27 protein-coding genes and 1 riboswitch are annotated in these 26,135 nt (G+C 73.8%); of the genes, 10 read left to right on the plus strand and 17 right to left on the minus strand.

From position 1 onward, the window contains the following. The first annotated feature begins 86 nt into the window (after positions 1 to 86). From AB0I91_RS06930 to AB0I91_RS06940, 3 genes are all read left to right on the plus strand, one after another. Positions 87 to 1,034: a helix-turn-helix domain-containing protein gene (locus AB0I91_RS06930; protein ID WP_498780677.1), complete on the plus strand. Its 948-nt coding sequence runs from the start codon at positions 87 to 89 to the stop codon at positions 1,032 to 1,034. A 66-nt stretch (positions 1,035 to 1,100) separates the two neighbouring features. After that, positions 1,101 to 1,637, plus strand: a complete 537-nt coding sequence (locus AB0I91_RS06935; RefSeq protein WP_498780675.1) for a hypothetical protein — start codon at positions 1,101 to 1,103, stop codon at positions 1,635 to 1,637. A 224-nt stretch (positions 1,638 to 1,861) separates the two neighbouring features. Further along, positions 1,862 to 2,842, plus strand: coding sequence for a serine protein kinase RIO (locus AB0I91_RS06940; protein ID WP_498780673.1), 981 nt, complete (start codon positions 1,862 to 1,864; stop codon positions 2,840 to 2,842). On the opposite strand, the gene AB0I91_RS06945 is transcribed toward AB0I91_RS06940, so the two are convergent. Continuing rightward, positions 2,805 to 3,362 (minus strand): TetR-like C-terminal domain-containing protein, encoded by a 558-nt coding sequence (locus AB0I91_RS06945; protein WP_499635660.1) that lies wholly within the window; start codon positions 3,360 to 3,362, stop codon positions 2,805 to 2,807. The two genes, AB0I91_RS06940 and AB0I91_RS06945, sit on opposite strands and share 38 nt — an antisense overlap. A 26-nt stretch (positions 3,363 to 3,388) precedes the next feature. Between AB0I91_RS06945 and AB0I91_RS06950 the strand changes: the two genes are divergently transcribed. Then, the gene (locus AB0I91_RS06950) at positions 3,389 to 3,910 is read left to right on the plus strand and encodes an HXXEE domain-containing protein (RefSeq protein WP_499635662.1); all 522 of its coding nucleotides are present in this window, start codon (positions 3,389 to 3,391) and stop codon (positions 3,908 to 3,910) included. A 186-nt stretch (positions 3,911 to 4,096) separates the two neighbouring features. Next, positions 4,097 to 5,581 (plus strand): DEAD/DEAH box helicase, encoded by a 1,485-nt coding sequence (locus AB0I91_RS06955; protein WP_499635665.1) that lies wholly within the window; start codon positions 4,097 to 4,099, stop codon positions 5,579 to 5,581. A gap of 61 nt (positions 5,582 to 5,642) precedes the next feature. Here the strand turns inward: AB0I91_RS06955 and AB0I91_RS06960 are convergent, their stop codons facing one another. Continuing rightward, complete coding sequence (locus AB0I91_RS06960) at positions 5,643 to 6,650, minus strand: epoxyqueuosine reductase (protein WP_498780667.1); 1,008 nt, start codon at positions 6,648 to 6,650, stop codon at positions 5,643 to 5,645. An 81-nt stretch (positions 6,651 to 6,731) separates the two neighbouring features. On the opposite strand from AB0I91_RS06960, the gene AB0I91_RS06965 reads away from it, so the two are divergent. After that, the gene (locus AB0I91_RS06965) at positions 6,732 to 7,202 is read left to right on the plus strand and encodes a winged helix-turn-helix transcriptional regulator (RefSeq protein WP_498780666.1); all 471 of its coding nucleotides are present in this window, start codon (positions 6,732 to 6,734) and stop codon (positions 7,200 to 7,202) included. Here the strand turns inward: AB0I91_RS06965 and AB0I91_RS06970 are convergent. After that, entirely contained in the window at positions 7,192 to 8,046 is an 855-nt protein-coding gene (locus AB0I91_RS06970; protein WP_498780664.1) for an ArsR/SmtB family transcription factor, read from the minus strand. The genes AB0I91_RS06965 and AB0I91_RS06970 overlap by 11 nt on opposite strands. Before the next feature lie 114 nt (positions 8,047 to 8,160). Between AB0I91_RS06970 and AB0I91_RS06975 the strand changes: the two genes are divergently transcribed. Next, the gene (locus AB0I91_RS06975; protein ID WP_499635668.1) at positions 8,161 to 9,102 is read left to right on the plus strand and encodes a hypothetical protein; all 942 of its coding nucleotides are present in this window, start codon (positions 8,161 to 8,163) and stop codon (positions 9,100 to 9,102) included. On the opposite strand, the gene cobA is transcribed toward AB0I91_RS06975, so the two are convergent. From cobA to AB0I91_RS07025, 10 genes are all read right to left on the minus strand, one after another. Continuing rightward, on the minus strand, positions 9,047 to 10,264 hold the full coding sequence (gene cobA / locus AB0I91_RS06980) for a uroporphyrinogen-III C-methyltransferase (protein ID WP_499613371.1): 1,218 nt from the start codon (positions 10,262 to 10,264) through the stop codon (positions 9,047 to 9,049). The two genes, AB0I91_RS06975 and cobA, sit on opposite strands and share 56 nt — an antisense overlap. 51 nt (positions 10,265 to 10,315) lie before the next feature. Further along, positions 10,316 to 10,603 carry a hypothetical protein gene (locus AB0I91_RS06985; RefSeq protein WP_498780659.1) on the minus strand — a complete coding sequence of 96 codons (288 nt, stop codon included), beginning with the start codon at positions 10,601 to 10,603 and terminating at the stop codon, positions 10,316 to 10,318. Positions 10,604 to 10,674: 71 nt separating this feature from the next. Continuing rightward, complete coding sequence (locus AB0I91_RS06990; RefSeq protein ID WP_498780658.1) at positions 10,675 to 11,466, minus strand: S1 family peptidase; 792 nt, start codon at positions 11,464 to 11,466, stop codon at positions 10,675 to 10,677. A gap of 99 nt (positions 11,467 to 11,565) precedes the next feature. Further along, positions 11,566 to 12,825, minus strand: a complete 1,260-nt coding sequence (locus AB0I91_RS06995; RefSeq protein WP_498780656.1) for a cobalamin biosynthesis protein — start codon at positions 12,823 to 12,825, stop codon at positions 11,566 to 11,568. Further along, complete coding sequence (locus AB0I91_RS07000) at positions 12,822 to 13,664, minus strand: bifunctional cobalt-precorrin-7 (C(5))-methyltransferase/cobalt-precorrin-6B (C(15))-methyltransferase (RefSeq protein WP_499635671.1); 843 nt, start codon at positions 13,662 to 13,664, stop codon at positions 12,822 to 12,824. The genes AB0I91_RS06995 and AB0I91_RS07000 overlap by 4 nt, the downstream gene beginning before the upstream one ends. Before the next feature lies 1 nt (position 13,665). Next, the gene (locus tag AB0I91_RS07005) at positions 13,666 to 14,793 is read right to left on the minus strand and encodes a cobalt-precorrin-4/precorrin-4 C(11)-methyltransferase (protein ID WP_498780654.1); all 1,128 of its coding nucleotides are present in this window, start codon (positions 14,791 to 14,793) and stop codon (positions 13,666 to 13,668) included. A gap of 64 nt (positions 14,794 to 14,857) precedes the next feature. Beyond that, complete coding sequence (locus AB0I91_RS07010) at positions 14,858 to 16,231, minus strand: cobyrinic acid a,c-diamide synthase CobB (protein ID WP_499635674.1); 1,374 nt, start codon at positions 16,229 to 16,231, stop codon at positions 14,858 to 14,860. After that, positions 16,228 to 16,842 (minus strand): cob(I)yrinic acid a,c-diamide adenosyltransferase, encoded by a 615-nt coding sequence (gene cobO, locus AB0I91_RS07015; protein ID WP_498780652.1) that lies wholly within the window; start codon positions 16,840 to 16,842, stop codon positions 16,228 to 16,230. The genes AB0I91_RS07010 and cobO overlap by 4 nt, the downstream gene beginning before the upstream one ends. A gap of 11 nt (positions 16,843 to 16,853) precedes the next feature. After that, on the minus strand, positions 16,854 to 18,830 hold the full coding sequence (locus AB0I91_RS07020) for a putative cobaltochelatase (RefSeq protein WP_499635677.1): 1,977 nt from the start codon (positions 18,828 to 18,830) through the stop codon (positions 16,854 to 16,856). A gap of 57 nt (positions 18,831 to 18,887) precedes the next feature. Then, positions 18,888 to 18,959, minus strand: a riboswitch (cobalamin riboswitch). Positions 18,960 to 19,121: 162 nt separating this feature from the next. Next, positions 19,122 to 19,697 carry a TetR/AcrR family transcriptional regulator gene (locus tag AB0I91_RS07025; RefSeq protein WP_499635680.1) on the minus strand — a complete coding sequence of 192 codons (576 nt, stop codon included), beginning with the start codon at positions 19,695 to 19,697 and terminating at the stop codon, positions 19,122 to 19,124. Positions 19,698 to 19,813: 116 nt separating this feature from the next. Between AB0I91_RS07025 and AB0I91_RS07030 the strand changes: the two genes are divergently transcribed. Then, positions 19,814 to 20,713: a quinone oxidoreductase family protein gene (locus AB0I91_RS07030; protein WP_498780649.1), complete on the plus strand. Its 900-nt coding sequence runs from the start codon at positions 19,814 to 19,816 to the stop codon at positions 20,711 to 20,713. On the opposite strand, the gene AB0I91_RS07035 is transcribed toward AB0I91_RS07030, so the two are convergent. After that, the gene (locus AB0I91_RS07035; RefSeq protein ID WP_499635683.1) at positions 20,633 to 21,874 is read right to left on the minus strand and encodes a cytochrome P450; all 1,242 of its coding nucleotides are present in this window, start codon (positions 21,872 to 21,874) and stop codon (positions 20,633 to 20,635) included. The two genes, AB0I91_RS07030 and AB0I91_RS07035, sit on opposite strands and share 81 nt — an antisense overlap. 36 nt (positions 21,875 to 21,910) lie before the next feature. On the opposite strand from AB0I91_RS07035, the gene AB0I91_RS07040 reads away from it, so the two are divergent. Continuing rightward, positions 21,911 to 23,089 carry an 8-amino-7-oxononanoate synthase gene (locus AB0I91_RS07040; protein WP_498780645.1) on the plus strand — a complete coding sequence of 393 codons (1,179 nt, stop codon included), beginning with the start codon at positions 21,911 to 21,913 and terminating at the stop codon, positions 23,087 to 23,089. Here AB0I91_RS07040 and AB0I91_RS07045 read toward each other — a convergent pair. Further along, the gene (locus AB0I91_RS07045; protein ID WP_498780643.1) at positions 23,043 to 23,501 is read right to left on the minus strand and encodes a GNAT family N-acetyltransferase; all 459 of its coding nucleotides are present in this window, start codon (positions 23,499 to 23,501) and stop codon (positions 23,043 to 23,045) included. The two genes, AB0I91_RS07040 and AB0I91_RS07045, sit on opposite strands and share 47 nt — an antisense overlap. Positions 23,502 to 23,654: 153 nt before the next feature. Next, positions 23,655 to 24,374 (minus strand): serine protease, encoded by a 720-nt coding sequence (locus AB0I91_RS07050; RefSeq protein ID WP_499635686.1) that lies wholly within the window; start codon positions 24,372 to 24,374, stop codon positions 23,655 to 23,657. 177 nt (positions 24,375 to 24,551) lie between these two features. On the opposite strand from AB0I91_RS07050, the gene AB0I91_RS07055 reads away from it, so the two are divergent. Beyond that, on the plus strand, positions 24,552 to 25,160 hold the full coding sequence (locus AB0I91_RS07055; protein ID WP_498780640.1) for a LysE family translocator: 609 nt from the start codon (positions 24,552 to 24,554) through the stop codon (positions 25,158 to 25,160). Positions 25,161 to 25,312: 152 nt separating this feature from the next. On the opposite strand, the gene AB0I91_RS07060 is transcribed toward AB0I91_RS07055, so the two are convergent. Next, positions 25,313 to 26,065 (minus strand): S1 family peptidase, encoded by a 753-nt coding sequence (locus AB0I91_RS07060; protein ID WP_499613347.1) that lies wholly within the window; start codon positions 26,063 to 26,065, stop codon positions 25,313 to 25,315. Positions 26,066 to 26,135: the final 70 nt, after the last annotated feature.

The following is a 26,135-nucleotide window of genomic DNA, read 5'->3' on the forward strand; positions in this document are numbered from 1 at the left end:
GGCACTAACTGTGCGATGCGCAAGAAACTGCCACAACTGGCAGTCTTGCCGTTGTGCGTCAAAATCCTGCCAAGTACTGTGACGGCATGCTGCGCACCGTTGCGGCCGTCCTCATCGACGGCGCCACCCCGTTCGAGTTCGGCGTGCTCTGCGAGGTCTTCGGCGTCGACCGCACCGACGACGGCGTCCCGCTGATCGACTTCCGGGTCTGCGGCGAACGCCCGGGCGAACCGATCCGCACGGAGGTCGGCGCGTCCCTGATCGCCGACCACGGCCTCGACGCGCTGGCGGATGCCGACCTGGTCGCCGTGGCCGCCGCGCAGGTCCGCGACGAGTACCCGCCCCGCCTCCTGGAAGCCCTCCGCGACGCCCACCGGCGCGGCGCCACGCTGCTGTCGGTGTGCAGCGGCGCGTTCGTCCTCGGCGCGGCGGGCCTGCTCGACGGCCGCCGCTGCACCACCCACTGGCGCCACGCCGCCACGCTGGCCGAGCGCTTCCCCCTCGCCGAGGTCGACCCGGACGTGCTGTTCGTGGACGACGGCGACATCGTCTCCAGCGCGGGCACGGCCGCGGGCATCGACGCGAGCCTGCACGTGGTCCGCCGCGAGTTCGGCGCGGCCGCCACGGCGGTCATCGCGCGCCGCATGGTCGTCGCCCCGCAACGCGACGGCGGGCAGCGCCAGTTCGTCGAACTGCCGACGCCCCACCAGGCCGACAGCCTCCAGCCGCTCCTCGCCTGGCTCCAGGACCAGCTCGACCAGGAGCACACCGTCACGAGCCTGGCGGAGCGGGCCAACATGTCCGAACGCACGTTCGCCCGCCGCTTCGCCGCCGAGACCGGCACGACACCGCACCGCTGGCTCACCACCCAGCGGGTGCTGCGCGCCCGCCAGCTCCTGGAGGAGACGCGCCTGACCGTGGAGGACGTGGCCCACCGCTCGGGCTTCGGCACGGCGGCGCTGCTGCGCCACCACTTCACGTCCGTGGTGGGAGTGGCGCCGAAGGATTACCGCCGGTCCTTTTCGCACCGCTGACCGCCATCCGCGTGACCGAAGTCCGCGATTTGTCATCACTCGCGAGGGTGGTGACAGAATGACCGGGTGACCCCCGACACACCCGGCGACTCAGCGAGCACCACGTTCTCGGACCCGGTCACCGCGGCCCAGCTGCGGGGCGTCACCGAGGACCTGCGGACCGACGCGCTCGCCGCGCCGGAAGCCCTGAAGCGGGTGTGGTCCGGGGTGTGCCTGGCCCGGCTGCTCGGCCTGCGGCTCGCCCTGGCCGACCCCACGTGGCAGCAGCGGCAGATCAACGCGGAGTCGGTGGAGCACCAGCTCGCCCGCGACCTCGGCACCTCGGCGACGTTCACCGACGTCGCCCTCTCGCTGCCCGACACCGCGACGCCCCTCCCGCTCGCGCCGGACGAGGTCGACGACGCGGTGGCCGCGTTGGTGGAGTTCAGCGGCACGGCCCGGCAGCGGATGCTGGCCGTCGCGCCGAAGGCGCCCCAGTGGCACGACGAACGCGTGCTGCGGCACGACTCGCTGGTGATCGCCCAGCTGGCCGCGGCCTGGATGGGCGAGCGCGGCAGCTACCGCGCGGAGTCGCGCCAGAGCGGCGGATCGTCCTCGCGGTAATTCGGTTGCGGCCGGGCCGGACGGCCCGGCAACCTGTGCACGTACGCGCAGAGCGCCGGTGGTGGCAGACCACGGCGGAGTCGAGGAGGTGCCAGATGGCGACAGCTGTCCGGGACGTGGCACCGACCCGTCCGCTCGCCCCGCTCGCCTGACGCGAACCCGCGCGAAAGACCACACCGCGCCGGGTGGGGGCGATCACTCCCACTTCACCTGGAGCACATCCAGTGCGCGAGCACGATCAGTACACCGAGTTCGAATCCGAGTTCGACCACGCCGACGACCTCAAGTGGCGTGCCAAGAAAGCGAAGAAGGCCGCCCAGGCACGGGGTGACGGCGACGTCGCGCCGGGCAGGCGCGGCCGCCTCACCGAGGAGAGCAAGGACCGCCTCGCCCAGATGCGGGAGGACGCCGTCGCGGCGGACGTCCCGGACGACGGCGACCGCTGGTCCACCTGGGGCGACGCCGACCAGGGCCCGAAACCGCACCCCGAGTGGCTGGTCACGGACCTGGCCGCGGTCGACCGCGAGCTGGGGATCGTGAAGACCGGCAAGGAGGCGGACGTCTTCCTGCTCGAACGCGCGATGCCCGGCACCGACCGGTCCTGCCTGCTGGCCGCGAAGCGGTACCGCAGCAACGACCACCGGCTGTTCCACCGCGACGCGGGCTACCTCGAAGGCAGGCGCATGCGCCGGTCGCGCGAGATGCGCGCGATGGCGAACCGCAGCGCGTTCGGCCGCAACCTCATCGCCGAGCGGTGGGCGGTGGCCGAGTTCGCCGCGCTGGCCAGGCTGTGGCAGCTGGGCGCGCCGGTGCCCTACCCGGTGCAGCGCGACGGCACCGAGCTGCTGCTGGAGTTCGTCGGCACGGACGGCGCGGCGGCGCCGAGGTTGGCGCAGCTGCGGCCGGAGCCGGACGAGCTGCTCGACCTGTGGCGGCAGCTCGTGGACGCGCTGGGCGTGATGGCGTCCGCCGGGCTCGGGCACGGCGACCTGTCGGCGTTCAACCTGATGGTGCACGACGGGCGGCTGATCGTGATCGACCTGCCGCAGGTGGTGGACCTGGTCGCGAACCCGCGCGGGCCCGAGTTCCTGGAGCGGGACGTGCGCAACGTGGCCGGCTGGTTCACCTCGCACGGCCTGTCACCGGAGCTGGCCGAGCCGCGCGGCGTCACCGAGATGCTGCTGGACCTGGCCGGACTGCGGTGAACAGGGGCCAGACCAGGTCGAAGACCGCGTCCGGCGAACGGCGGCCGTCCGTCGCCAGCCAGTGGTAGACGAGCGGGCCGAACAGCAGGTCGCGCACGAGCTCCGGGTCGACACCGGCCCGGAGCTCGCCGCGCGCCACCCCGCGCCGCACGACCTCGTCGACCAGCGCGTGCCGGTCGGCCAGGAAGCCGTCGACCAGGCCGGGCACGCGCCGGGCTTCCGCGTGCACCGCGAGCACCACCCACGACAGGCCGTCGACCAGCGCGGTCGCCAGCCGGAGCAGGTCTTCGCGCGCGCTGCCGGTGTCCGGGTCGGTCATCGGCACGACGTCGGTCAGCAGGACGTGCGCGACGAGGTGCAGCTTGGTCGGCCACCGCCGGTACAGGGCCGGTCGGCTCACCCCCGCGCGGGCGGCGACGGCGTCGAGCGCCAACGCGTCGAAGCCGACCTCCTGGAGCAGGTCGAGGGTGGCGCGGGCGAGCGCGCGGTCGATCTCGGCGTTGCGGGGGCGTCCGGCCATGCGTTACATCATGTAACGTAATTGCCATGACGAGCAAGAACGCTCCGGTCGACCAGGGGGTCGGCAAGAGGGTCACCTGGGGTCTGCTCGCCGCGTGGGTCGTGCACGACCTCGAAGAGCTGGCGACCATGGCCCGCTGGACGCGCGAGCGGAAGCACGTGCCGACGACCACGACGGCGGAGGCGGCGATCGCCATCGGCGTGGTCGGGGTCGTGATCGCCGCGGCGGCGGCCGACGGCGCCCGCACCTGCGGGAGGTCGAAGTTCTTCCAGTCGGCGCTCACCGGTTTCGGGCTGCACGCCGTCGTGCACGTGGCGAGCAGCGCGGTGTGCCGCGGTTACACGCCCGGGGTGCTCACCGCGCCTACCGTCGTTGCTCCGTTCAGCTGGTGGGCGCTGCGTCGGCTCCGGCGCGCGGGTATCGAGGTGAACCCCTCGCCACGTGGCCTTTTGTGGTTCCCCGTGATCGTCGGCGGAGCGCACCTGATCGCCCGGCTCGCCACCCGTGTGCGCGAGAACACCGCCGGGGTGACGAACTCCGCCGCGTGATCGGCTAGACTGAGTGGTGCACCGCCCGGTGGCGCCACTGAGCGCCCCAGGCCGCCAAAGTGGCCGGTGGTGCTTCCCAACCACTATCGGCGCGATCCGCGCGCCGGGCCCGTCCCCGCGATCGCGCCTGCTCAAGCAGAGCAATCCTCGAGACGTGCCGTGTCCCGGAGGTTTGTTTTGCCGACAATGTCCCAAGGCCGTTCCGAGCGCCCGCAGTTCCGCAAGCCCCGCAGTAACAGGCGCCCAGGCCAGGGCAACCGTCGTCCCGCTCCCGCCGCGGAGCTGGCGACCACCATTCCCGACCACGTCGAGAGCACCATGCCCGAGGGCCCGCTGCCCTCGTTCGCGGAGTTGGGCCTGTCCGACGAGCTGCTGCGCGCGCTCGAGCAGGCGGGCATCACCGAGCCGTTCCCGATCCAGGCCGCCACGCTGCCGGACGCCATGGCGGGTCGTGACCTCCTCGGTCGCGGCCAGACCGGCTCCGGCAAGACGCTGGCGTTCGGCCTCGCCCTGCTGTCCCGCCTGACCGGCGGCCGGGCCAAGCCGCTCAAGCCGCGCGCGCTCGTGCTCGTGCCCACCCGTGAGCTGGCGATGCAGGTCGAGGAAGCCCTCAACCCGTTCGCCCGTTCGCTGGGCCTGTGGTGCCGCACGGTCGTCGGCGGCACGTCGTTCCCGCGTCAGGTCGACGCGCTGCGCCGTGGCGTCGACCTGCTGATCGCCACCCCCGGCCGGCTGTCCGACCACGTGCGGCAGGGCACGGCGGACCTGTCCGAGGTCATGTTCACCGCGTTGGACGAGGCCGACCAGATGGCCGACATGGGCTTCATGCCGCAGGTCCGGGCGATCCTCGACCTGACGCCGCAGGACGGCCAGCGGCTGCTGTTCTCCGCGACGCTCGACGGCGACGTGGACAAGCTGGTCCGCCAGTACCTGCACGACCCCGTGGTCCACTCGGTCTCGCCGCCCACGGGCAGCGTCACCACGATGGACCACCACCTGCTGTTCGTGTCCGCCGAGGACAAGCAGAACGTGGTCACCGAAGTCGCCGCGCGCGAGGGCCGCACGATCATGTTCGTGCGCACCAAGCACCACGTCGACCGGTTGGCCAAGAAGCTGCGGTCCATGGGCGTGCACGCCGGCGCGTTGCACGGCGGCAAGGCGCAGAGCGCGCGCACGCGCGTCCTCACCCAGTTCCGCGACGGCAGCATGCCGGTGCTGATCGCCACCGACGTGGCGGCGCGCGGCATCCACGTGGACGACGTGAGCCTCGTGGTCCACGTCGACCCGCCGGCCGACCCGAAGGACTACCTGCACCGCGCCGGTCGCACGGCGCGCGCGGGCCAGTCCGGCACGGTCGTCACCCTGGTCACGCACGACCAGCGGCGCACCGTGCAGGGCCTGACCGCGCGGGCGGGCGTCCGCCCGACCTCGACCAAGGTCCGCCCCGGTGACGAGGAGCTGGTCCGCATCACGGGCGCTCGCGTGCCCAGCGGCATCCCCGTGGTCGAGCCCGAGGTCCCGGTCCGCGCCCGTCGCGGTGGCGGTGGCGGCGGTGGGCCTCGGCGCAGTGGCGGCGGCAGCGGTGGCGGCTTCGGCGGCTTCCGCGGCGGCCGTTCCGAGCGCGATCGCGGCGGCAGCTCGGGTCGCCCGCGCCGGGTGGCCCAGCACTAGTCCGGCGCTCTTCGGCAACGGCACCTCGTCCACCGGGCGGGGTGCCGTTGCCGTGCGCGGGCTACAGGCCGTTCGAGACCCGGCGGACGGTCTTGTGGGGGAAGCGCTTGCGGACGTGGGTCTCGGCCGCTGAGCCCGGCACCACGTAGACCGGCTCTTCCTTGTCCTGCAAGGGTTTCACCACCGAGGTGAGGAAGGCCTTGCGGTCGTCCAGGAACGGGCCGATGACGTCCTCCCCCGCCGGGCACGCCGCCATGCAGTACGCCGCCTTGTAGTTCGGGCGGAACGCCAGGCTCTGCCACATCGACGCCGATTCCGCCGGCGTCACGCGGCTGCGGTAGTCGTCGCGGTCCGCGCTGTCGGCGACGTTCTCCACCCAGTCGGTGAAGCCGCTCATGAACTCCCGGTAGTTGTGGGTGTAGCAGTCGCGGAAGTTGAAGGCGCCGTCCTTCGAGATCGCGCCGACCGGGCACGCCGCCACGCACAGCTTGCACTCCAGGCACGGGTTGAAGTCCGTCGGCCGGGAGTGCTCGTCCACGTCGAAGGCCGCCACGACCGTGCCGAGCAGGATGAAGTTGCCGAACCTCGGGTGGATCACGTTGCGGTGGATGCCGATCCGGCCCAGGCCCGCCGCCTGCGCCACCAGCTTGTGCGAGACGACCCACCCGCGTCCCGGGAAGTCGTCCATCTCCTGGGGGAACGCGGCGGCCGGGTGGACGGCCCGGTACCCGGCCCGCTGGAGGGCCTTGGTCAGCCGGTGCCCCACCGCGTCGGCGTCGTCCAGGGTCTGGTGGAACTCGGTGTTGGCGATGCTGCGCAGCGGGCTGCGCACGTTGTCCCGGTTCATCCGCACGCAGAACGCGATGTAGGTGCGGGCGCCCGGCAACGCCGTCCGCGCGTGCTCCCGGTCCACCTCGACGTCCGGCGAGTCCACGGCCACGAAACCGACGTCGTCGGCCCCCGCCTCCGCCGCCAACTCCCGCAACCACGCCGTGCTCACGGGCGAGGGCGGTGGTGGCGGCGGGTTGTCCCGGACGTGGCGCACGGTCGGGTGGTCTTCGAGTCGCATGGCGTCCCCTCAAGCTGAGTCCTTCTGCGCAACGTAGCCTGGCTGAGTTTCGATCGGCAACCCTGCGGTAGGGTCGGGGTCATGGGAGTCGTCATCGACAACGACCGGTGTTCGATCGCGCGGGCGCTGGCGCTGCTCGGTGAGCGGTGGTCGTTGCAGATCGTGCGGGACGTCTCCAACGGCGTCCGCCGGTTCGAGGAGCTGCGCGATCACCTCGGCGTCGCCAGGAACGTGCTGAGCAACCGGCTGTCCTCGCTGGTGGCGGCCGGGTTGCTGGAACGCGTGCCGTACCGGGAGTCCGGCTCGCGGCAGCGGTTCGAGTACGCGTTGACGCCGTCGGGGCGGGAGCTGTGGCCGGTGTTGACGGCGTTGATGGCGTGGGGTGACCGGCACCTGGTCGACGGGCCGCCGCCGGTCGAGCCCGAGCACGTCGGGTGCGGCGGGAAGGTGTCGCTCGTGCCGGTCTGCGAGCACGGGCACGTGGTGGAGCCCTCGCGGGAGCTCGGGCTCCGGCTCGGTTCGGCCCCGCCCTGGTCCGGGCTCAGCTCATGAGCGCGTCGGCCCGGGCGGTGCGCATGTGCAGCACGTGCCGGCCTTCGCGGCGCGTGGTGACCAGGCGGGCGGCCCGCAGCACGCCGATGTGCTGCGACACCGCGCCCGCCGTGACGCCGACCGCCGCCGCCAGGTCCGTCGTGCTCTTCGGCGCCTCCAGCAACGTGAGCAGGTGGGCGCGGGTCCGGCCGATGAGGGCCGCCAGGTCGTCCGGTGTGCCCCGGTCCTCCCACAGCGTGCCGATGCCCCGCGCGGGGTAGCGCAGCACGCCCTGGCCCACCGGGTCGATCGCGATCCACGCCTTCGGCCAGCAGAACACGCTCGGGCACAGGACGAGACCGCGCTCGGCCAGGTCGACGCGGTGCTCGGGCTTGCGGTGCAGGACCAGTTCGCCGTCGGCCCACGTGACCTCCGGGTGCAGGTCGTGGAACACCGCCTCCACGCCCTGGTCGGCCAGGGTCGCCGCACGTGCCGCGATGTCCGCTTCGAGGACGGCGGTGATGCGCTTCCAGTGCGGCGCGATGAGGCGGTCGTGGCAGCGCCGGATCACGTCGGCCTCGGGCGGCGCGACGTGGCGCAGCTCGGCGTCCAGGTCCGGCATCCGCACGTCCGGCACGGGCATCAGGTCGGCCGGTTTCGCCGGGCCCTCCAGCCGGGCCAGCAACGCGTCCAGGCCGGCGATCCCCTCGACCCTCTCCCGCGCCCACCGCACCCACGGCAGGTGCACGGCGTGCGCGCCCGGCGTCCGGAGGCCGTCGACCGCCATCACGGTCTCGAACACCGGGGAGTAGGCGAACCGCACCTTGGCCAGCCCCACCCCGGCGAGCCGCACCCACACCGCCACGACGTCCCCGTTCCGCTCGCGGCCATTGTCCCACCGGGGGCATGGACAGCCCTACCTCGCACTGCCCGGTCAGCACCAGTGATCTTGACGGGTCGACGCCCGAGGCTGGTCGGCATGACGAAGACGTGGCACCGGCCCACCCTGTGGTTGGCCGTGGTGATGGCGGTGGGTGCGCTGGGGTGCGCGGTGGCGATGGTGGTCGACGGGCGGTTGTTGCAGGACGTGCCGCTGTGGTCGAAGCCGTTCAAGTTCACGGTGTCGCTGGCGGTCTACTCGGCGACGCTCTCGTGGATGCTCTCCCTGCCCCACCGGGGGCGGAGGTGGACGTCCGGGACCGCGACGGTGATCGCGGGGATCATGTTCCTCGAAGTCGGGTTGATCAGCGTCCAGGCGGGTCGGGGCATGTTCACCCACTACAACGTCTCCGACGACCCGCTCAACCGGTTCGTGCAGGCGACCTTCGCGACGTTGATCCCGGCGATGTTCCTGGCGAACGTGGTGCTGGCGCTGGTGCTGTCCTTCCAGCGCTTCGCGCGGCCGGACGTGCGGTGGGCCGTGCGCGGTGGGCTCTACCTGGCCATCCTCGGCATGGCGTCGGGCTACCTGATGGTGGGCAAGCGCGAGCCCGTCACGGCGGTGGACGCCGGTGGCCGGGAGGTCGAGCTGGTGGGCGGGCACAGCGTCGGCGTGCTCGACGGCGGGGCGGGCATGCCGATCACGGGCTGGAGCACGACGGGCGGCGACCTGCGCGTGCCGCACTTCGTCGGCATGCACGGGTTGCAGGTGATGATCCTGCTGGCGCTCGGCCTGGCCGCGCTGGGCCTGGCCGAACGGGTCCGCACCCGGCTGGTCGTGGTGGCCGCCCTCGGGTACGCCGGGTTGTTCGCGGTGCTGGTCTGGCAGGCGCTGCGCGGTGAGCCGGCGGTCCACCCCGGCGCCACGACGTGGGCAGCCCTGGGCGGGCTGGCGGTGGTCGTGGCCGCCGGGGCGGGGTTGGCGCTCAGGAGCGGAACGGCAGTTCGTCCGCCAGCGCGGCAACCGGTCCCGCAACGATGATCGCGGGCGGGCGGATGCCGTGCTCGGCGATGTCCGCGGCCAGGGACGCCAGCGTGGACCGGACGACCTTCTGCGTGCGGGTGCCGCCCTCCTGGATCACCGACACCGGGGTGTCGCCCGGACGGCCCGCCATGAGGGCGTCCGCGAACGCCGCCGCCCGCTCGACCCCCATCAGGATCACGACCGTGCCGCTCAGCCGCGCCAACGCCGACCAGTCGACCAGCGACCGCTCGTCGTCCGGCGCCACGTGCCCGGACACGACCACCACCTCGTGCGACACACCCCGGTGCGTCACCGGCACGTCCGCCAGCGCGGGCACGCCGAACGCGCTGGTCACGCCGGGCACGACGGTGACCGGCACGCCCGCCTCGGCGCACGCGATCAGCTCCTCGAAGCCCCGGCCGAACACGTACGGGTCACCGCCCTTGAGGCGGACCACGAACCGGCCGGCCTTGGCGTGCTCGACCAGCGTGGTGTTGATGAAGTCCTGCGTCGCCGCGCGGCCGTACGGGATCTTCGCCGCATCCACCACCTCGACGTGCGGCGGCAGCTCGTCCAGCAGCTCGCGCGGCGCGAGCCGATCGGCCACCACGACGTCCGCCCTGGCCAGGAGCCTGCGACCGCGCACGGTGATCAGCTCGGGGTCGCCGGGGCCGCCGCCGACCAGCGCCACGCCCGCCGGCTGGTCGTGGTGGTCGGCGATGGAGCCGTCGCGCAACGCCGAGAGCAGGCCGTCGCGCACCCCGGCGGACCGGCGGTGCTGCCCGCCCGCGAGGACGCCCACCAGCAGGCCGTCGTGCTCGCCGACCGCCGGCGTCACGGCGGTGCCCTTCACGGCGACGTCGGCGCGCACGCAGAACACGCGGCGCTCCTCGGCGTCCGCCGTGATCCGCGCGTTCACCTCGGGCGAGGACGTGCAGGCCAGCACGTACCAGGCGCCGTCGAGGTCGCCGTCGGCGTACTCGCGGGCGTGCCAGACGGCCTCGCCGCCGTCGACGAGGCCCTGGACCGCCGGGGTCACCTCGGGCGAGATCACCTCCACCCTGGCGCCCGCCGCGACCAGCCTGGGCAGCCTGCGCTGCGCGACCGTGCCACCGCCGACGACGACGACCCGCCGACCGGTCAGGTCCAGGCCCACGAGGTAGTGCTGTTCACCGTGCATGGGTAGAAGCATCCACACCGGACATGTCCTGTCCAACCCGGGTGCTTCACATCATGGGAACGTCGGCTCGCGCTGCTCGATCCCGGCGTGCACGGCGTTCGACCGGCAGTGCACCTTGGTCCTGGCGACGCCGTTGAGGACGGTGAGCCACGAACTGGTGACGGTCGTGCCGTCCGCGCAGGAGGCGACCAGGCGGAACGACCCGCGGCCCTCGCACCGCCCCGAGGCGGCCTTGCCGTCGATCGACGTGGCGCACGAGTGCAGACCTTCCGCCGCGGAGGCCACACCCGGCACGGCGGACACCACGACCAGCATCACGAGCAGTAGTAGTCGGCGCATGGCACCGGATCGAACACGCCGGACGGGCCCACGACCGGCAAGCACCCGGTCGTGGGCCCGTCGCGGGGTGATTACAGCTGCGCGGTGATCACCGAGTAGTACGAGGCGATCCGCGCGTACACGCCGGGGTAGCCGGCGAGCGCGCAGCCGCGGCCGAACGAGGTGGCGCCGATCAGCTTGCCACCCGCGACCAGCGGGCCGCCCGAGTCACCCTGGCAGGTGTCGGTGCCGCCGTTCGGGTAGCCGGCGCACACCATCGAGGTCGGGCTGTAGTTGGAGTAGGCCGTGCGGCAGGTCGCGTCGGACGTCACCGGCACGGTCGCGCCGAGCAGGTACCGCGAGGCCGAGCCGCCGGAGGACGTGGTGCCCCAGCCGTAGATCCGGGCGCTCGTGCCCGCCGCGTACAGCGCGGTGTCGGACGGGGTGGCCAGCGGCAGGTAGGTCGAGTTGATGTTGGTGCCCAGGGTCAGCACCGCCACGTCGTAGCCCGAGCTCGCGGTCCGGTAGCTGGGGTGCACCCAGATCCGGCTCACCGTGGCCACGGTGCCCGCCGTGCTCTGCTTGTCGTCGCGGCCGTGCACCACGCGGGTGCTCGACGCGCTCCGGCCGCTGACGCAGTGCGCGGCCGTGACGACCTTGTTGGCCTTGACCAGCGTGCCGCCGCAGAACTGGCCGCCGGTGCTGGTGGCCAGGTAGACGACCCACGGGTAGGTGCTGGTGGACACGCGGGTGCCGCCGACGATGAACGGCGACACGCCGGTGTCGGAGGAGGTCTCGGCCGAGGCGGGCGCGGTGGTCATCAGACCGATCGCGGCCACCGTCGCGGCCAGGACGGTGAGCAGGCGACGCAGGGTTTTCGCCATGTCGATCCTTCCGGTGCAGGGACGCCCTGTGCGGGCGCACCTCCAGCTAGGACCAAGACGACGGAGCCGACAACCGCCTTTAGACGGCTCGTCGGCACTTCACAGTTGACGAGTGACACCCGTCACGCGCACGACATCGGCGTGAATCGGCCCGGAAACGTCCGGCCCGGCGCCCGCCTCGACGAACGCCACCGCCGCGCCGTCCTCGGCCAGCCGCACCGCGCCGTCCGCCACCACCCTGGTGCCCGGCCGCAGCAGGTGCCGCACCTGCGCCACGCACTCGGCGCTGCCCACCACGACCGACGCCCGGCGCAGCTCGGCCTCGGCGCGCGGCGTGCGCTCGTCCGCGTCACCCGGGCCCAGCCCCACCAGCGCCAACCGGCCGCGCGGCAGCACCCGTGCGGCGGCGACCGTCACCCCGACGCCCTTCACCTTCTCGGCCGCGATCTCCACCCGGCCGCCGGCGGAGAGCTCCATCGCGCCGCGCAACGCCGCCGCCTCGGCCACGCTCGGGATGCCGATGGCCAGCTCCGCCGGGTTCGGCACCGGGATCACCGCCAGCTCCTCGCCCGGGTAGGACAGCAGCGGCGCGGTGGTCGAGTCGTGCCAGAAACCCCAGTCCTCCAACGCGTCCGCGATGCCCTGCTCGGCGACCTTGCGGTCCAGCGTGGCGAACGCCCGGACGGCGCGCAGGTCCAGCCCGCGCTCCTCCTCCAACGCCGCCAGCGCGGCCGACACCGCCGCCGCCGACACACCCGTGCTCGACCCGACGCCCACGACGAGCGTGCGCGGCACCACCCGCACCACGCGGTCGTCGACGGGGCCCTTGGGCACGCGGTCGTCCACCAGCACGCTCCACGCCGCGCCGTGGCCGTGGGCGACGACGTTGTCCGGCAGCGCGGGAAGCGGGAAGCCGAGCGGGTTGGCCAGCAGCACGGGCTCGCCCGACCGGACCGCTTCGCCGCACGCCGCCAGGTCGCCCTCGACGGTGGCGTCCAGCAGCTCGACCAGCTCGTCCAGCGGCGAATCGGCCGACGCCGCGGTGGTCACGGCCTGCGCGCCGAGCACGTCGGCGACCCGTTCGGCCACCGCGTCCGCGCCGCCGAGCAGCGACACGGCGAACCCGCCGTCCACGCACACCACGCCCGGGTCGGCCCGCTCGTCGCGCAGCAACGGCGCCACCAGGCGCACGGTCGCCTCCGTGCCGAGGAAGAACACCGCCGAACCCAGCCGGGGCCACAACGCGCGCAGCGCGGGCCCGATCGGACCGTCCGGCACCACCGCGTCGGGCCCGAGGAACCCGGCCAGCTCGACCGCGGCCCGCCGCCCGCGCTCGCCGGCGGCGAACACACCGATCACGCCTTCTTCACTCCCCACAGCACGGTCACCGGGTTGGTGGCCAGCAACGTGCCGCCGGCGAGCCGGGCGGCGGCCACCTGGCTGCCCTCGACCTCGTACCCGGCCTCCAGCAACGCGTCACGCGCGGGCAGCACGCGGTCCAGGTCCGGGGTCGCCACCACGACCCGCCGGGCGCCCGACCGCACGCACCGCCGCACCACGTCCGCGCCACCGCCGCCGACGAACACCGCGTCCGGCCGGGGCAGCTCGCCCGCGTCACCCAGCTCGGCCTCGACCACGCGCACGTCCACGCCGTGCGCGGAGGCGTTGGCGATGATCCGCACGCACTGCACCGGATCGCGCTCCACCGCGACGACGGCCGCGCCGAGCCGGCCGCACTCGACGCCGATCGCGCCGGGGCCCGCGCCGACGTCCCAGACCAGCACGCCGGGGCGCGGCGCGAGCCGGGCCAGCACCAGCGCCCGCACCTCGGCGACCGCGATCATGCCGTCGCGTTGCGCGAAGTCGCCGTCGGGCAGCGCCCAGCCCTCGCCGGCGGGCGCGAAGTTCTGCTCGGCCAGGCACAGGATCGCGCCGGGCTCGGACCACTGGCGCGCGACCGCGTCCGCCGGGTCCACAGTGGACAGACCGGCGGCCGACTCGACGACCAGCGCGCGCCGCCACCCGGTCAGGCCGCGGGCCAGTTCCGCCGGATCGGCGCCGGACACGACGACGGCGGGCTTGGCCCGGCACACGTTCAGCGCGTGCCGGGTGCCGGCGGCCTCCGCGTCCACGACGGTCACGTCATCCCACGAACGGCCGGCGTCCGTGACGAAGCGGTGCAGCGCGACGACGTCCACGTCAGTTCACGCGCTTGTTCTTCTTGGCCCGCGACCCGGACGGCTTGCGCGGCGTGGTGCTCGCCTGCACGGTGGTGGGCTTGCGCTTCGCGGCGGCGGCGACCACGGGCTTGGGCTTCGGCTTGGCTTCGTGCTCCACCGAGGTCTCCACCGGTGCGCTCTCCGGCGCGTTGCCCAGTGCGTTGTCGGGCGCGTTCTCGGGCACGTCGACGACCAGCTCCAGCAGCGGCTCGCCGACCGGCACGGCCTTCGGCCTCGCGGGCGCGGAGCGCTTGGTGCGCGCGGTCTCCTGCCAGTCGTGCACCGCCGACCACGCCGCCGCCGACGGCGAGTCACCGACCGACTTCACCACCGGCCGGTTCGCGCGCGCGGCCCACTTCGACGCCCGCGGCCTGCGCACCGGCTCGTCGCCCTCGACCACCGGTGACCGGCGGCGCGACGAGGGCTGCGCGAGCACCTTGCCGACCAGGAACAGCGTGGTGCGGTAGAGCTTGTGCTCCTTGACGCACGCCTCCAGCTCGCCCACCGTCGTCTGCGCGACCGTTTCGTCGGGCAGGGAAACCTTGTACGCCACCACGACCGGCGTGTCGTCGGCGTAACCGCCCGCGCGCAGCCGCTCGACCAGCAGGCCGGCCCGGGAGCCGGACGCGGAGATCGCCATCGTGGTGCCGTGCGCGGCGAGCTCCGCGACGTGCTCGGCGGTGTCGGGCCCGACCAGCAGCAACGACTGCGCGACGTCCGAAGTGGTCAGCTCGCGGCCGACGGCCGCCGCCGCGGCGGACACCTGCGACACGCCCGGCACGACGTCGGTCACCAAGCCGAGCCGCTGGCACGCGTCCTGCTGGTCGCGCAAGCCGCCCCACAGCGACGGGTCGCCCGCGTGCAGCCGCACCACCTTGAGCCTGCCCGCCGACGCGCGCCGGTACACCTCGACCACCTCGGCCTCGGTGACGCGGGAGAAGTCGACCAGCTCGGCGTCGGCGCGGGCGTGCTCGCGCACGCACTCCACCTCGATCACGCTCGGGGCCCACAGCACGACGTCGGCCTCGGCTATCCGCTTCGCGCCGCGCACGGTGATGAGATCGGCGGCGCCGGGACCGGCGCCCACGAAGGAGACCCGACCAGTCATCACAACTGCTCCCCACGACGTGTTCGGCTGGTGGGCAAGGACCGTACCGCGCGAGCGCGATCCACTAACGAGTGGCCTCGAAGCGCACGGACTCGTTCGCGCAGGCCCGGACGAAGCGCGTCACGGCCTCCGGCGCGGACGCCGGGTGGGTGTGCAGGTACGACGCGTGCACCCCGCCGAGGACGAATCCCTCGGCCACCGGGCGCAGGTCGTGGCCGCGCCACTGCCAGGCGGGCTTCGCCCCGTGCGGGACGCTCAGCGCGGTGCGGTGGAACTCGTGCCCGGTGATCCGGGAGCCCGCGCGGGCCAGCACGGAGTCCTGCGGCGCGACGGCGTCGCGGTAGCCGAGGGTGAGCCGGGACGTCATCGAGCCGTCCGCGTCGATCACGCCGCACATCGGCGCGCCGTCCAACGAGTTCGCCAGGTACAGCAGGCCGCCGCACTCGGCGTGCACGGGCGCGCCGCCGCGGGCCAGGGCGGCGACGGCGGCGCGCAGCTTCTCGTTGGCCGACAGCTCGGCCGCGTGCTGCTCGGGGAACCCGCCGGGCAGCACCAGGCCGGCCGTGCCCTCGGGCAGCGCCTCGTCGCGCAGCGGGTCGACCACGACGACGTCCGCGCCGGCCGCGCCGAGCAGCTCGACCTGCTCGGCGTAGCCGAACGTGAACGCCGCGCCGCCCGCGACCGCGACCGTCGGCCTGCCGTCCACCTGCTCGACCTCCGCCCGCGGGTCCCACGTCGGCACCGCCATCGCGGGCACCTCGGCGGCGAGCCGCCGCACGGCGTCCAGGTCGACGTGCCGTGCGACGGCGGCGGCGATGGCGTCCACGGCGGCGGTGGCGGCCGGTCCGTGCTCGGCGGCCGTGACCAGGCCGAGGTGGCGCGACGGCAGCGAGAACTGAGGGTCGCGCGGCAGCACGCCGAGCACTTCCAGGCCGACCTCGGCGCAGGCGCCGCGCAGCACCTGCTCGTGCCGGGCCGAGCCGACCTGGTTGAGCACCACGCCGCCGAGCCGCACGGTCGGGTCGTAGCCGCGGAACCCGTGCAGCAGGGCGGCGAGGCTGCGGCTCTGGCCCCGGGCGTCGACCACGAACAGCACCGGCGCGGACAGCAGCTTGGCGACGTGCGCGGTGGACCCGATGCCCTCGGTGTCCACCCGCCCGTCGAACAGGCCCATCACGCCTTCCACCACGGCCAGGTCGCAGCCGCGCGCGCCGTGCGCGAACAGCGACGCCACCCGGTGCTCGCCGACCATGACGGGGTCGAGGTTGCGGCCCGGCCTGCCGGTAGCCACCGAGTGGTAGCCGGGGTCGATGTAGTCCGGGCCGACCTTGAACGGCGCGACCTTGTCGCCCGCGCGGCGCAGCGCCGCCATCAGGCCGGTGGCCACGGTGGTCTTGCCGCTGCCCGACGCGGGCGCGGCGACCACCAGCCGGTTCACCACTCGATCCCCTTCTGGCCCTTCTGGCCCGCGTCCATCGGGTGCTTGACCTTGGTCATCTCCACCACCAGGTCGGCGGCCTCGACCAGCTTGTCGGGCGCGTACCGGCCGGTGATGACGACGTGCTGGTGGCCGGGTCGGTTGATCAGCGCCTCGACCACCTCGTCCACGTCGATCCAGCCCCAGTGCAGGGGGTAGGTGAACTCGTCGAGCACGTAGAGGCCGTGCTGCCCGGCGGCGAGGCGGCGGGCGATCTCCTGCCAGCCCTCGCGCGCGGCGGCGGCGTGGTCGTCCTCGGTGCCCTGCTTGCGGGTCCAGGACCAGCCCTCGCCCATCTTGTGCCACTCGACGGGGCCGCCCTCGCCGGTCTGCTCGTGCAGGCGGCCGAGCGCGCGGAACGCCGACTCCTCGCCGACCTTCCACTTCGCTGACTTCACGAACTGGAAGACGCCGATGGACCAGCCCTGGTTCCACCCGCGCAGCGCGAGCCCGAAGGCGGCGGTCGACTTGCCCTTCATCTCGCCGGTGTGCAGCACGACCAACGGCCGGTTGCGGCGCTGGCGGGTGCTGAGGCCGTCGTTCGGGACGACGGACGGTTGACCTTGAGGCACTTTAGACGCTCCTAAGCGGCTCGGGCGGCGCGGACGACGCCCGCCACCTGGTCTGCGGACAGTTCCTCCAAGCGCACGCACGCCGCGGCCAGCGCGCCCGCCACCCGTGCCGCCAGGCCGAGCCTGACCGGGCCGTGCTCGCAGTCCACGACGACCGACGCCACCCGGTCGGCCGCCAGCAGGCCGGCCGCGCGCAGGGCGTCGCGCATCGGGTCGCCGCCCGTGCCGGTGGCCGTCGCGCGGCCGTCGGTGAGCAGCACCAGCAGCGGTCGGCGGCGCGGGTCGCGGACGCGTTCGGCGTCCAGCACGCGGCGGGCGCGCAGCAGGCCGTCGGCCAACGGGGTCCGGCCGCCGGTGCGCAGGGCGCGCAGCCGGGCCGCCGCCGCGTCGACCGAGTTCGTCGGCGGCAGGGCGACCTGGGCCTCCCGGCCGCGGAAGGTCACCACGCCGACCTTGTCCCGCCGCTGGTAGGCGTCGCGGAGCAGGGAGATCACCGCGCCGGTGACCGCCGACATCCGCTGCCGGGCCGCCATCGAGCCGGAGGCGTCGACGACGAACAGCACGAGGTTGCCCTCCTTGCCCTCGCGCACCGAGAGCCGCAGGTCCGCGCCGCGCAGTTCCAGGCCGGGACCCGTGCGGCCCCGGGCGGACTGGTGGGGCGCCGCCGCGCCGAGCGTGCCGACCAGGTGCAGACCCGCACCGTCCACTGTGGACGAGCGGACCACGCGGCCGGTGCGGGCACGGGCGCGCGACCGCTTGCCGGGCGCACCCTCGCCGACCCCGGGCACCTGCAACAGCCGGGCGCGGAACGCCGGGGCCGGTGCGTGCGACCGGTCGGACCGGCCGTTGCCCTGACCGTCCGAAGTGGACTCCGGCGGCTCGCCGGGCAGCTCCGAGCCGTCGCCGTCGCCGTCCGGGCCGCCGGGGTCGGTTCCGGGGCCTTCGGGGTCGTCGTCGGGGTCGTCCTCGGGTTCTCGGGCGGCTTCCGCGCCCTGCTGGAGGGCGTCGTCGAGCTGCTCTTCCTCCAGCCCCGGCTCGTCGAACGGGTCCCGGCGCTTGCGGTGCGGCAACGCCAGCCGCACGGCCGCCTCCACGTCCTGCTCGGCCACCTCGTCGGCGCCCCGCCAGGCGGCGTGCGCGGTCGCGGTGCGGGCCACCACGAGGTCCGCGCGCATGCCGTCCACCTCGAACGCGGCGCAGATGCCGGAGATGCGGCGCAGTTCCGCGTCCGGCAGCACCACGTCCCCGAGCCGCTCGCGGGCGGCGACGATCCGCCGGGCCAGCTCCCGGTCGGCCTCGGCCCAGCGGGCGGCGAAGCCCTCGGGGTCCGCCTCGTACGCCAACCGCCGCCGCACCACCTCGGTGCGCGTCGGCACGTCCCGCGAGGCGCGGACCGCGACCGTGAGGCCGAAGCGGTCCAGCAGCTGCGGGCGCAGCTCGCCCTCCTCCGGGTTCATGGTGCCCACCAGGAGGAACGACGCGGCGTGCGACACGGACACGCCTTCGCGCTCGACGTGCGCGCGGCCCATGGCGGCGGCGTCGAGCAGCAGGTCCACGAGGTGGTCGTGCAGGAGGTTCACCTCGTCCACGTACAGCACGCCCCGGTGCGCGGCGGCCAGCAGACCGGGCTGGTAGGCGCGGACCCCCTCGGTCAACGCGCGTTCCAGGTCGAGCGAGCCGATCAGCCGGTCCTCGGTCGCGCCGACCGGCAGCTCGACCAGCCGTGCGGGCCGCCGTTGGGCGCCGTGGTCGTGCGGCCCGTCGGGGCAGTCGGTCGGTGTCGCCGGGTCGCAGCCGAAGCGGCAGCCCGGCACCACGTCCAGCTCGGGGAGCAGCGCGGCGAGGGCGCGGACCACGGTCGACTTCGCGGTCCCCTTCTCGCCTCGGACGAGCACCCCGCCGATACCGGGGTGCACGGCGTTGAGCAGCAGAGCCGTGCGGAGGTCGTCGTGGCCGACGACAGCGGAAAAGGGGAAACGCGCGCCCATGCGGCGGTGTCCTTCCTCGGGTGTCCACGCCCGTGTCCGGTCGATGAGTCGGGGGTCGAGTTCCTGACTCCCGGGCTCCTCGGTCCGGTCACAGTGGCGGGACCGTGCCGGATTCACACCGGCTTCCTCGCGCACCCCCTCAAGCCTGGGCATCGTCGCACTTCCCCCGGCGCGCTCCAAGTCCCGGGCGGGCGAGGACGATCACACCGGCGAATCCCGGACAGCGCCGATGCGGGCCGGCGCGGGTGCGGGCCCGGTGCCGGTGCGGGTGTTGGTGCGGGTGTTGGTCGGTCAGCTCACGGCAGGCGCCAGGTCACCCGACAGCACGCCCCGGGCGAGCGAGATCACGCCGGCGCGCACCCGTGCCACGTCCAGACCGCACCGCTCGACCATGTGCTGCAGCGTGTCGGCACGCACCTGCGCGATCAGGGCGTGCGCCAGGTACTCGGCGTCCGCACCGGGCTTGACCTGCGAGATCAACGCGACGAGGCGCTGGTGCGTGAGCTTGGCGTCCGCGTCGCACGCGATGCTGCGCGTGGACACCCGCTCGAAGGCGATCACCAGCGGCAGGGCGGCGATCACGTGGTCGAACAGGGTCGCCACGAACGTGATCACCCGCTCCTCCGGCGGCACGTCGCCGGCTTCCAGCAACGCCTCCGCCTCCGCCCGCCACGACTCGGAGGTCTCGTCGACCACCGCCTGCACGAGGCCGTCGCGGTCGCCGAAGCGGCGGAACACGGTGCCCTTGCCCACGCCAGCGGCGGCGGCGACGTCGTCCATGGAGAACCCGTCCGGCCCGCGTTCGGCGATCAGGCGCGCGGCGGTGGCCAGGACCGCGGCGCGGTTGCGCTCGGCGTCCTTGCGCATCGTGGACCTCCTCCGACCCGCGGCTCGATCGACTCGCTTGACAAAAGCGGACCAGCAGTCCGTATGGTAGCGGACAGGAAACGGACCGGCGGTCCGTTTGAAATTCTGGAGGCGTTGTGCGAGCGGTGCGGTTCCACGAGTTCGGTCCGGCGGACGTGCTCGGCGTGGAGGAGGTGCCCGATCCGGTCGCCGGGCCGGGCCAGGTCCTGGTCCGCGTCACGGCGATCGGCGTGAACTACGGCGAGACGATCATCCGGTCGGGCACGGGCGCGCGGGTGGTGCCCTGGTACGACCTCGCGCCCGGCGCGCTGGGCGGCGAGGTGGTCGGCGTGGGCCCCGACGGCAGGCGGCTGATCGGCTTCGCGCTCGGCGAGGGCTACGCCGAACTGGCCCTGCTGCCCGAGGACGCGACCGAGGTGCCCGACGACGTGTCCGACCACGAGGCGCTGGCCCTGTACCTCCAGGGCACGACGGCGGTGGCCGCCGCGGACGCGGTCCGGCTCGCCGCGGGCGAGCGGGTGCTGGTCGAGGCGGCGGCGGGCGGTGTCGGCAGCCTGCTCGTGCAGGTCGCGGCACGGGCGGGCGCGACGGTCGTGGCCGCCGCGCGGGGCGAGCGGAAGCTGGCGCTGGCCCGTGAGCTGGGCGCGCACGAGGTCGTGGACTACGGCGAGCCGGACTGGCCGACCGGGGTCGAGCCGGTCGACGTGGTGTTCTCCTCGGTCGGCGGCACGGTGGCGCGGCAGTCGTTCGAGCTGCTGCGCGACGGGGTCGGCCGGCTGGCCGTGTTCGGCTTCGCGAGCGGCGAGCCGCTGGACGTGACCGCGTCCGACGTGTTCCGCAAGGGCGTCGCGGTCCTCGGGTTCGGCAACCCCGTCAACCCCGACACGGTGCGGCGGGCGTTCACCTCGGGCCTGCGCCCGGTGCTGGGCGAGGCGCTACCGCTGGCCGACGCCGCCCGCGCCCACGAACTGCTGGAGACCCGGGCCTCGACCGGCAAGGTCGTGCTGGTCCCCTAGCTCGACCTCCACGCTCAACGGCGCGCGGAACGACAGCAGGCCCAGCATCGGCGGCGGCCCGGTCGAGGCGAGGCGCAGGTCCGGGAACCGCCGTGCGGTCTCCCGCAGCACGACCTCCGCCTCCAGCCTCGCCAGGCCCGCGCCGAGGCAGAAGTGCCTGCCGAAGCCGAACGCCAGGTGCTTGCGGGCGTTCGGCCTGGCCGGGCAGAAGCGCTCGGGCTCGCCGAAGACGTCCGGGTCCGAGCCGCTGCCCGCGAGCATGAGCAGCAGCGGCTCGCCCGCCGGCACCTCCACCCCTGAAAGGGTGACGGGCTCGGCCGTGATCCGCCGCCACGTGCTCACCGGCGGATCACGGCGCAGCACCTCTTCCACGCACGCGCCGGCCACCCCGGGCTCGTCCAGCCGCGACCACAGGTCGTCCTGCCCCAGGACCGCGTGGAACGCCGCGCACAGCAGCTGGGTCGTCGTCTCCTGGCCCGCGATCAGCAGGAAGTAGCAGAGCCCGGCCGCGTCCCGGATCGGCACGTCCTGCGCCCGCAGCGCGCCGAACAGGTCGTCGTCCTCCGGGTCGGCGGCCTTGATCCGCGAGGTGAGCCACTGGTGGAACGCGGCGGCGGGACGGGCCAGCTCGTGCTGCCGCTCCGCCGTGACGTCGCCCCAGAACAGCTCCAACGACGCCGTGCTCCAGGCCTTGAGCGCCTCGACGTCGACGTCCCGGATGCCCAGGACCTCCAGCAGCACGATCGCCGGCAGGTCGCGGGCCAGCGCCGGGTGCAGGTCGGCACGTCCGGCGCGGAGGTCGAGCCGGTCCAGGCGCTCCCCGGTCAGCTCCGCGATCCGCGGCCCCATCGCCGCCACGCGGGCCGGGGTGAGGAACCGGGACACCAGTCGGCGCAGGTCGGCGTGCGTCTCGGTGCCGTTGTTGGCCAACGTCGGCGGCAGCGAGAACCCGGCGCGGGCCAGCACCCGCAGCACCGGCCGCGGGATCGGGGTCACCGCGGTCAACGCGTTGTCCGGGTGGAAGCGACGTGGGTCGGCCAGCACCGCGCGCACGTCGTCGTAGCGGCTGACCAGCCACATCCCGGTGCGCTCGTCGCGGTGGACCGGCGCGTTCTCCCGCAACGAGCGCAGGTCGGCAGGCTCCGGCTGGAAGAGGTCCACGCCGGCACCGTAGCCGTCGGATGCGACACTGCCGGCGTGAGCGTGCGCACAGGTGACTCGGTGTTCGACTGGATCGACACGCGTGCCGAGGCGCGCGCGAAAGCCGGTCTCGCCCGCCGGGTCCGGCCACGGCCGGCGGACTCGACGAACCTCGACCTGGCCTCGAACGACTACCTCGGCCTGGCCCGCGACAAGCGGGTCACGGGCGCCGCCGCGGCGGCCGCGTTGCGCTGGGGCGCGGGCTCGACCGGGTCGCGGCTGGTCACCGGCTCGACCGAGCTGCACACCGAGCTGGAGTACGAGCTCGCGAACTTCTGCGGCGCGCAGTCCGCGCTGGTGTTCTCCTCGGGCTACGCGGCGAACCTCGGCGCGCTGACCGCGCTGTCCGGCCCCGGCACCGCGATCGTCGCCGACCAGCACATCCACGCCTCCCTGATCGACGGCACCCGGCTGTCCAAAGCGGACGTCGTGGTCGCCGGGCACTGCGACGTCGACCAGGTCACGCACGCCCTGGCCACGCGCGGCAAGCGGCGGGCGCTGGTGGTGACGGACTCGGTGTTCTCCGTCGACGGCGACCTCGCGCCGCTGGCCCGGCTGGCCGCCGCGTGCCGCGAGCACGACGCGGCGCTGGTCGTGGACGACGCGCACGGCCTCGGCGTGATCGGCGAGGGCGGACGGGGCGCGGTGCACGCGGCGGGCCTGGCCAAGGCGCCCGACGTGGTCACCACGGTGACGCTGTCCAAGTCGCTCGGCGCGCAGGGCGGCGCGGTGCTCGGGCCGAGCCGGGTGATCAAGCACCTCGTCGACACCGCGCGCACGTTCATCTTCGACACCGGGCTCGCACCGGCCAGCGCGGCGGCGTCGTTGGCCGCGTTGAAGGTGTTGCGGGACGAGCCGGAACGGCCCGCCCGGGCCCTGGAAGTGGCTCAGGACCTGGCGTTCCGGCTGAAGGAGGCGGGGTTGCGGGTCAGCACGCCGACCGCGGCCGTCGTGTCCGTGCAGGCGCCGTCGCCGGAGGCGGCGTTCGACTGGGCCGAGGCGTGCCGGGCGCAGGGCGTGGTCGTCGGCTGCTTCCGGCCGCCGTCGGTGCCCGACCGGATCTCCCGGCTGCGCCTGACCGCCCGCGCCGACCTGTCCGAGGGCGAGATCGAGCGCGCCGTGCGGGTGATCACGGAGACCGGCGCATCCGCAGGTGCGGTATCCCGTCCTCGATGAACTCCGCGCCCTGCGGCTCGAAGCCGAACGACGCGTAGAAGTCGGCCACGTAGGTCTGGGCGTCCAGCACGCACTCCACCTGGCCGATCTCGGCCAGCACCGCCTCCATCAGCCGACGGCTGTAGCCGCGGCCGCGGGCGGCGCGGGCCGTGCAGACCCGGCCGACGCGGAATGTGCCGCCGGGTTCCTCCAGCAGGCGCAGGTAGGCCTGCGGGCCGGGCAGGTCGTCGGCTTCCAGCCAGAAGTGGCGGGTGCCCGGTTCGAGGTCACGCCCGTCCAGTTCGGGGTAGACGCAGTTCTGCTCCACGACGAAGACGTCGGAACGCAGTTTGAGCACGGCGTAGAGCTGGTCGGGGGTCAGGTCGGCCGACCACTGCCGGCGCAGCGTCGCCGGGTACGGGTGTGAGCGCACCCCACCGTGGTATCACACGGGTCCTGGGGTGGGTTGTGTGGTGGCTCCTGTGGTCGAGCCTGGTGGGTCCTGTGGTCGGGCCCGGTCGGGTCTGTGGTCGGGCCGCGTCTTGGGAAGAGCTTCCTGTGGTTCTGTGCGGCGGCGTCCCGATTCTTAGAGCTCCGCCCGGTACCGGCTCAAGCGCGTGTAGACGCCGGGTTGGCCCGGTCGGGCGCAGCCGCGGCCGTAGGACACGAGGCCCACCAGTTCGCCGGCCACGGTGAGCGGTCCGCCGGAATCACCCTCGCAGGCGTCCTTGCCGCCCTCGGGGTAGCCCGCGCACAGCATCCCGCCCGGCCGGTAGTCGGGCACCTCGGCGGCGCACTCGGCGTCCGCGCGGATCGGCACGTCGACCTCGCGCAGGCGGCGGCTCGGTGCGCTCAGCTCGGCGGTGCGGCCCCAGCCGTAGACGGTGGCCCGGCCCGGCGCGGCGTCCGCGATCCGGACCGGCCGGTACGGCAGCGGGGTGGCGAGGGTGAGGGTGGCCACGTCGTCGCCCGCAGACACCTCGGTGAACGCGGGGTGGCGCCAGAGCGCGGTGACACCCGCGGCCCGTCCCTCGGTGGTGTCGAGGTCGGCCCGGCCGGCGACGACGGTCAGGTCGGCGGGCACCCGGTCGCGGACGCCGAGGGCAGTGCGCGCGACCGTGCAGTGCGCGGCGGTGACCACCTTGTCCGGTGCGATCAGCGCGCCGCCGCAGAAGAAGGTGCCCCCGTCGAACAACGCCACCGCCCACGGCGTCGCGGGCGCCTCCCGACCGCCGACGATCGCGTCCGCGGGCAGCGCCGAGAGGATCAGAACGAGAACGGCGAAGACCGGCGCGCTGATGCGCATGGAGCACCTCTCTACGTCAAGTGGCCGAACGGGCACCGACGGTAGCGGAAGGTCCGAGCGGACGGGATCCGGGTATGAGATCCGGAAAATCTGTTGTTAGAGTGCGGTGGTGCCGAAGATTTAACGGCCAGTGAGGCAGATCACGGCGATCTGTCCGGAACCTGAGGGAGGTTTTCCATGCACCTGGACTTCACCCAGCTGCCGGCGTTCCTGATCGCCTGCGCGGTGGTCGTGCTGACGCCCGGCGTGGACGCCTTCCTCCTGCTGCGCACCTCGATGAGGTCCGGCACGCGGGCCGGGCTGCTGGCGCTGGCGGGCATCCACACCGCGGCCTTCGTGCAGGTGGCCCTGGTGATCTCGGGCCTGGGCGTGGTGATCGCCCGCTACCCGGCCGTGCTGACCGGGCTGCGCTGGATCGGCGCGGCGTACCTGCTCTACCTGGCCGTGACGATCACCCGCGGGCTGCTGCGGCGTTCGGGCGGCGAGGTGGTGGGGGTCGCGCCGCCCCGGCCGTTCCGGCAGGGGTTCCTGACCAACATCACCAACCCGAAGATGCTGCTGTTCTCGCTGGCGTTCCTGCCGCAGTTCATCGGAACGGGCGACCCGACGTGGCAGCTCGGCCTGCTCGCGGCCGTGTTCCTCGGGCTCGCGGCGTTGTGGGAGCTGACGATCGTGGTGGCGGCGGCGCGGGTGGCCGGCTCGTTGCGGCGACCCGGTGTGACGACGGCGTTGGACGCGGTCTGCGCGGCGGTGTTCGTGACGATGTCGATCGGGCTCGTGCTGTAGGTCGACAGCCCCGGCGCAGGTCGAGTTCCGGGTGTAGGCCAGTTCCGGGTGCAGGTCGGTTCCGGGTGCAGGTCGGTTCCTGGTGCAGGTCCGGCGCAGGGCGAGGCCCAACCGGCGTGCGAACCCGTCCGAAGGGTCCGCACGCCGGTTGGTCACGCCGCCAGTTGTTCCTCGATCACCTGGGAGTAGGCGGCGATGTTGCTGTAGACGCCCGGCTTGCCCTCCCGCGCGCAACCTTCACCCCAAGAGGTGACGCCGATCAGCTTCCCGCCGGCCACGAACGGGCCGCCCGAGTCGCCCTGGCACGTGTCGACGCCACCCTCCGGGTAACCGGCGCACGTCATCTCGTCCGGGTCGAACTGGGGGTAAGCGGTGCGGCAGTACTCGTGGTCCGTCACCGGCACGGTCGCGCCGAGCAGGTAGCGCGAGCCCGAGCCCTGCTCGCTGGTCCGGCCCCAGCCGAACACCCGACCGCTCGTGCCCGGCTCGTACAGCGCGCCGTCGGACGGCTGCGCCAGCGGCAGGGGCGTGTAGTCCACCGGCGAGCGCAAGGTCAGCACGGCGACGTCCGCACCCTGGTCCGCGGACACGTACTCCGGGTGGACCCAGATCTCGGACAGCCGGGCGACCACGCCCTCGTCACCCTTGCGATCCTCGCGGCCCAGCACGACCCGCGTGTTGCGGGGCGTCCGGGTGGTGGCGCAGTGGGCGGCGGTGACCACCTTGGTCGGCGCCACCAGCGTGCCGCCGCAAAACTGGTTCCCGGTGGCGTCGGCCACGTACACCACCCACGGGTGGTCCGCGATGGACACCCGTTCACCGCCCACTACGCGCTCGTCCACGTCCGCCGTGGCAGTGCCCGCGAGAGCCATCGACAACGTCATCAACAACGCGGCAAGCCGCATCGGCCCCTCCTCCTGATCAAAGGCGTCAGGAGGAGGTTAGCCAGAATGGCCGGTTCCGCTGGGCCAAGCG

Origin of the sequence: Actinosynnema sp. NPDC049800, from assembly GCF_040656635.1 — a bacterium.
Lineage (GTDB): Bacteria > Actinomycetota > Actinomycetes > Mycobacteriales > Pseudonocardiaceae > Actinosynnema.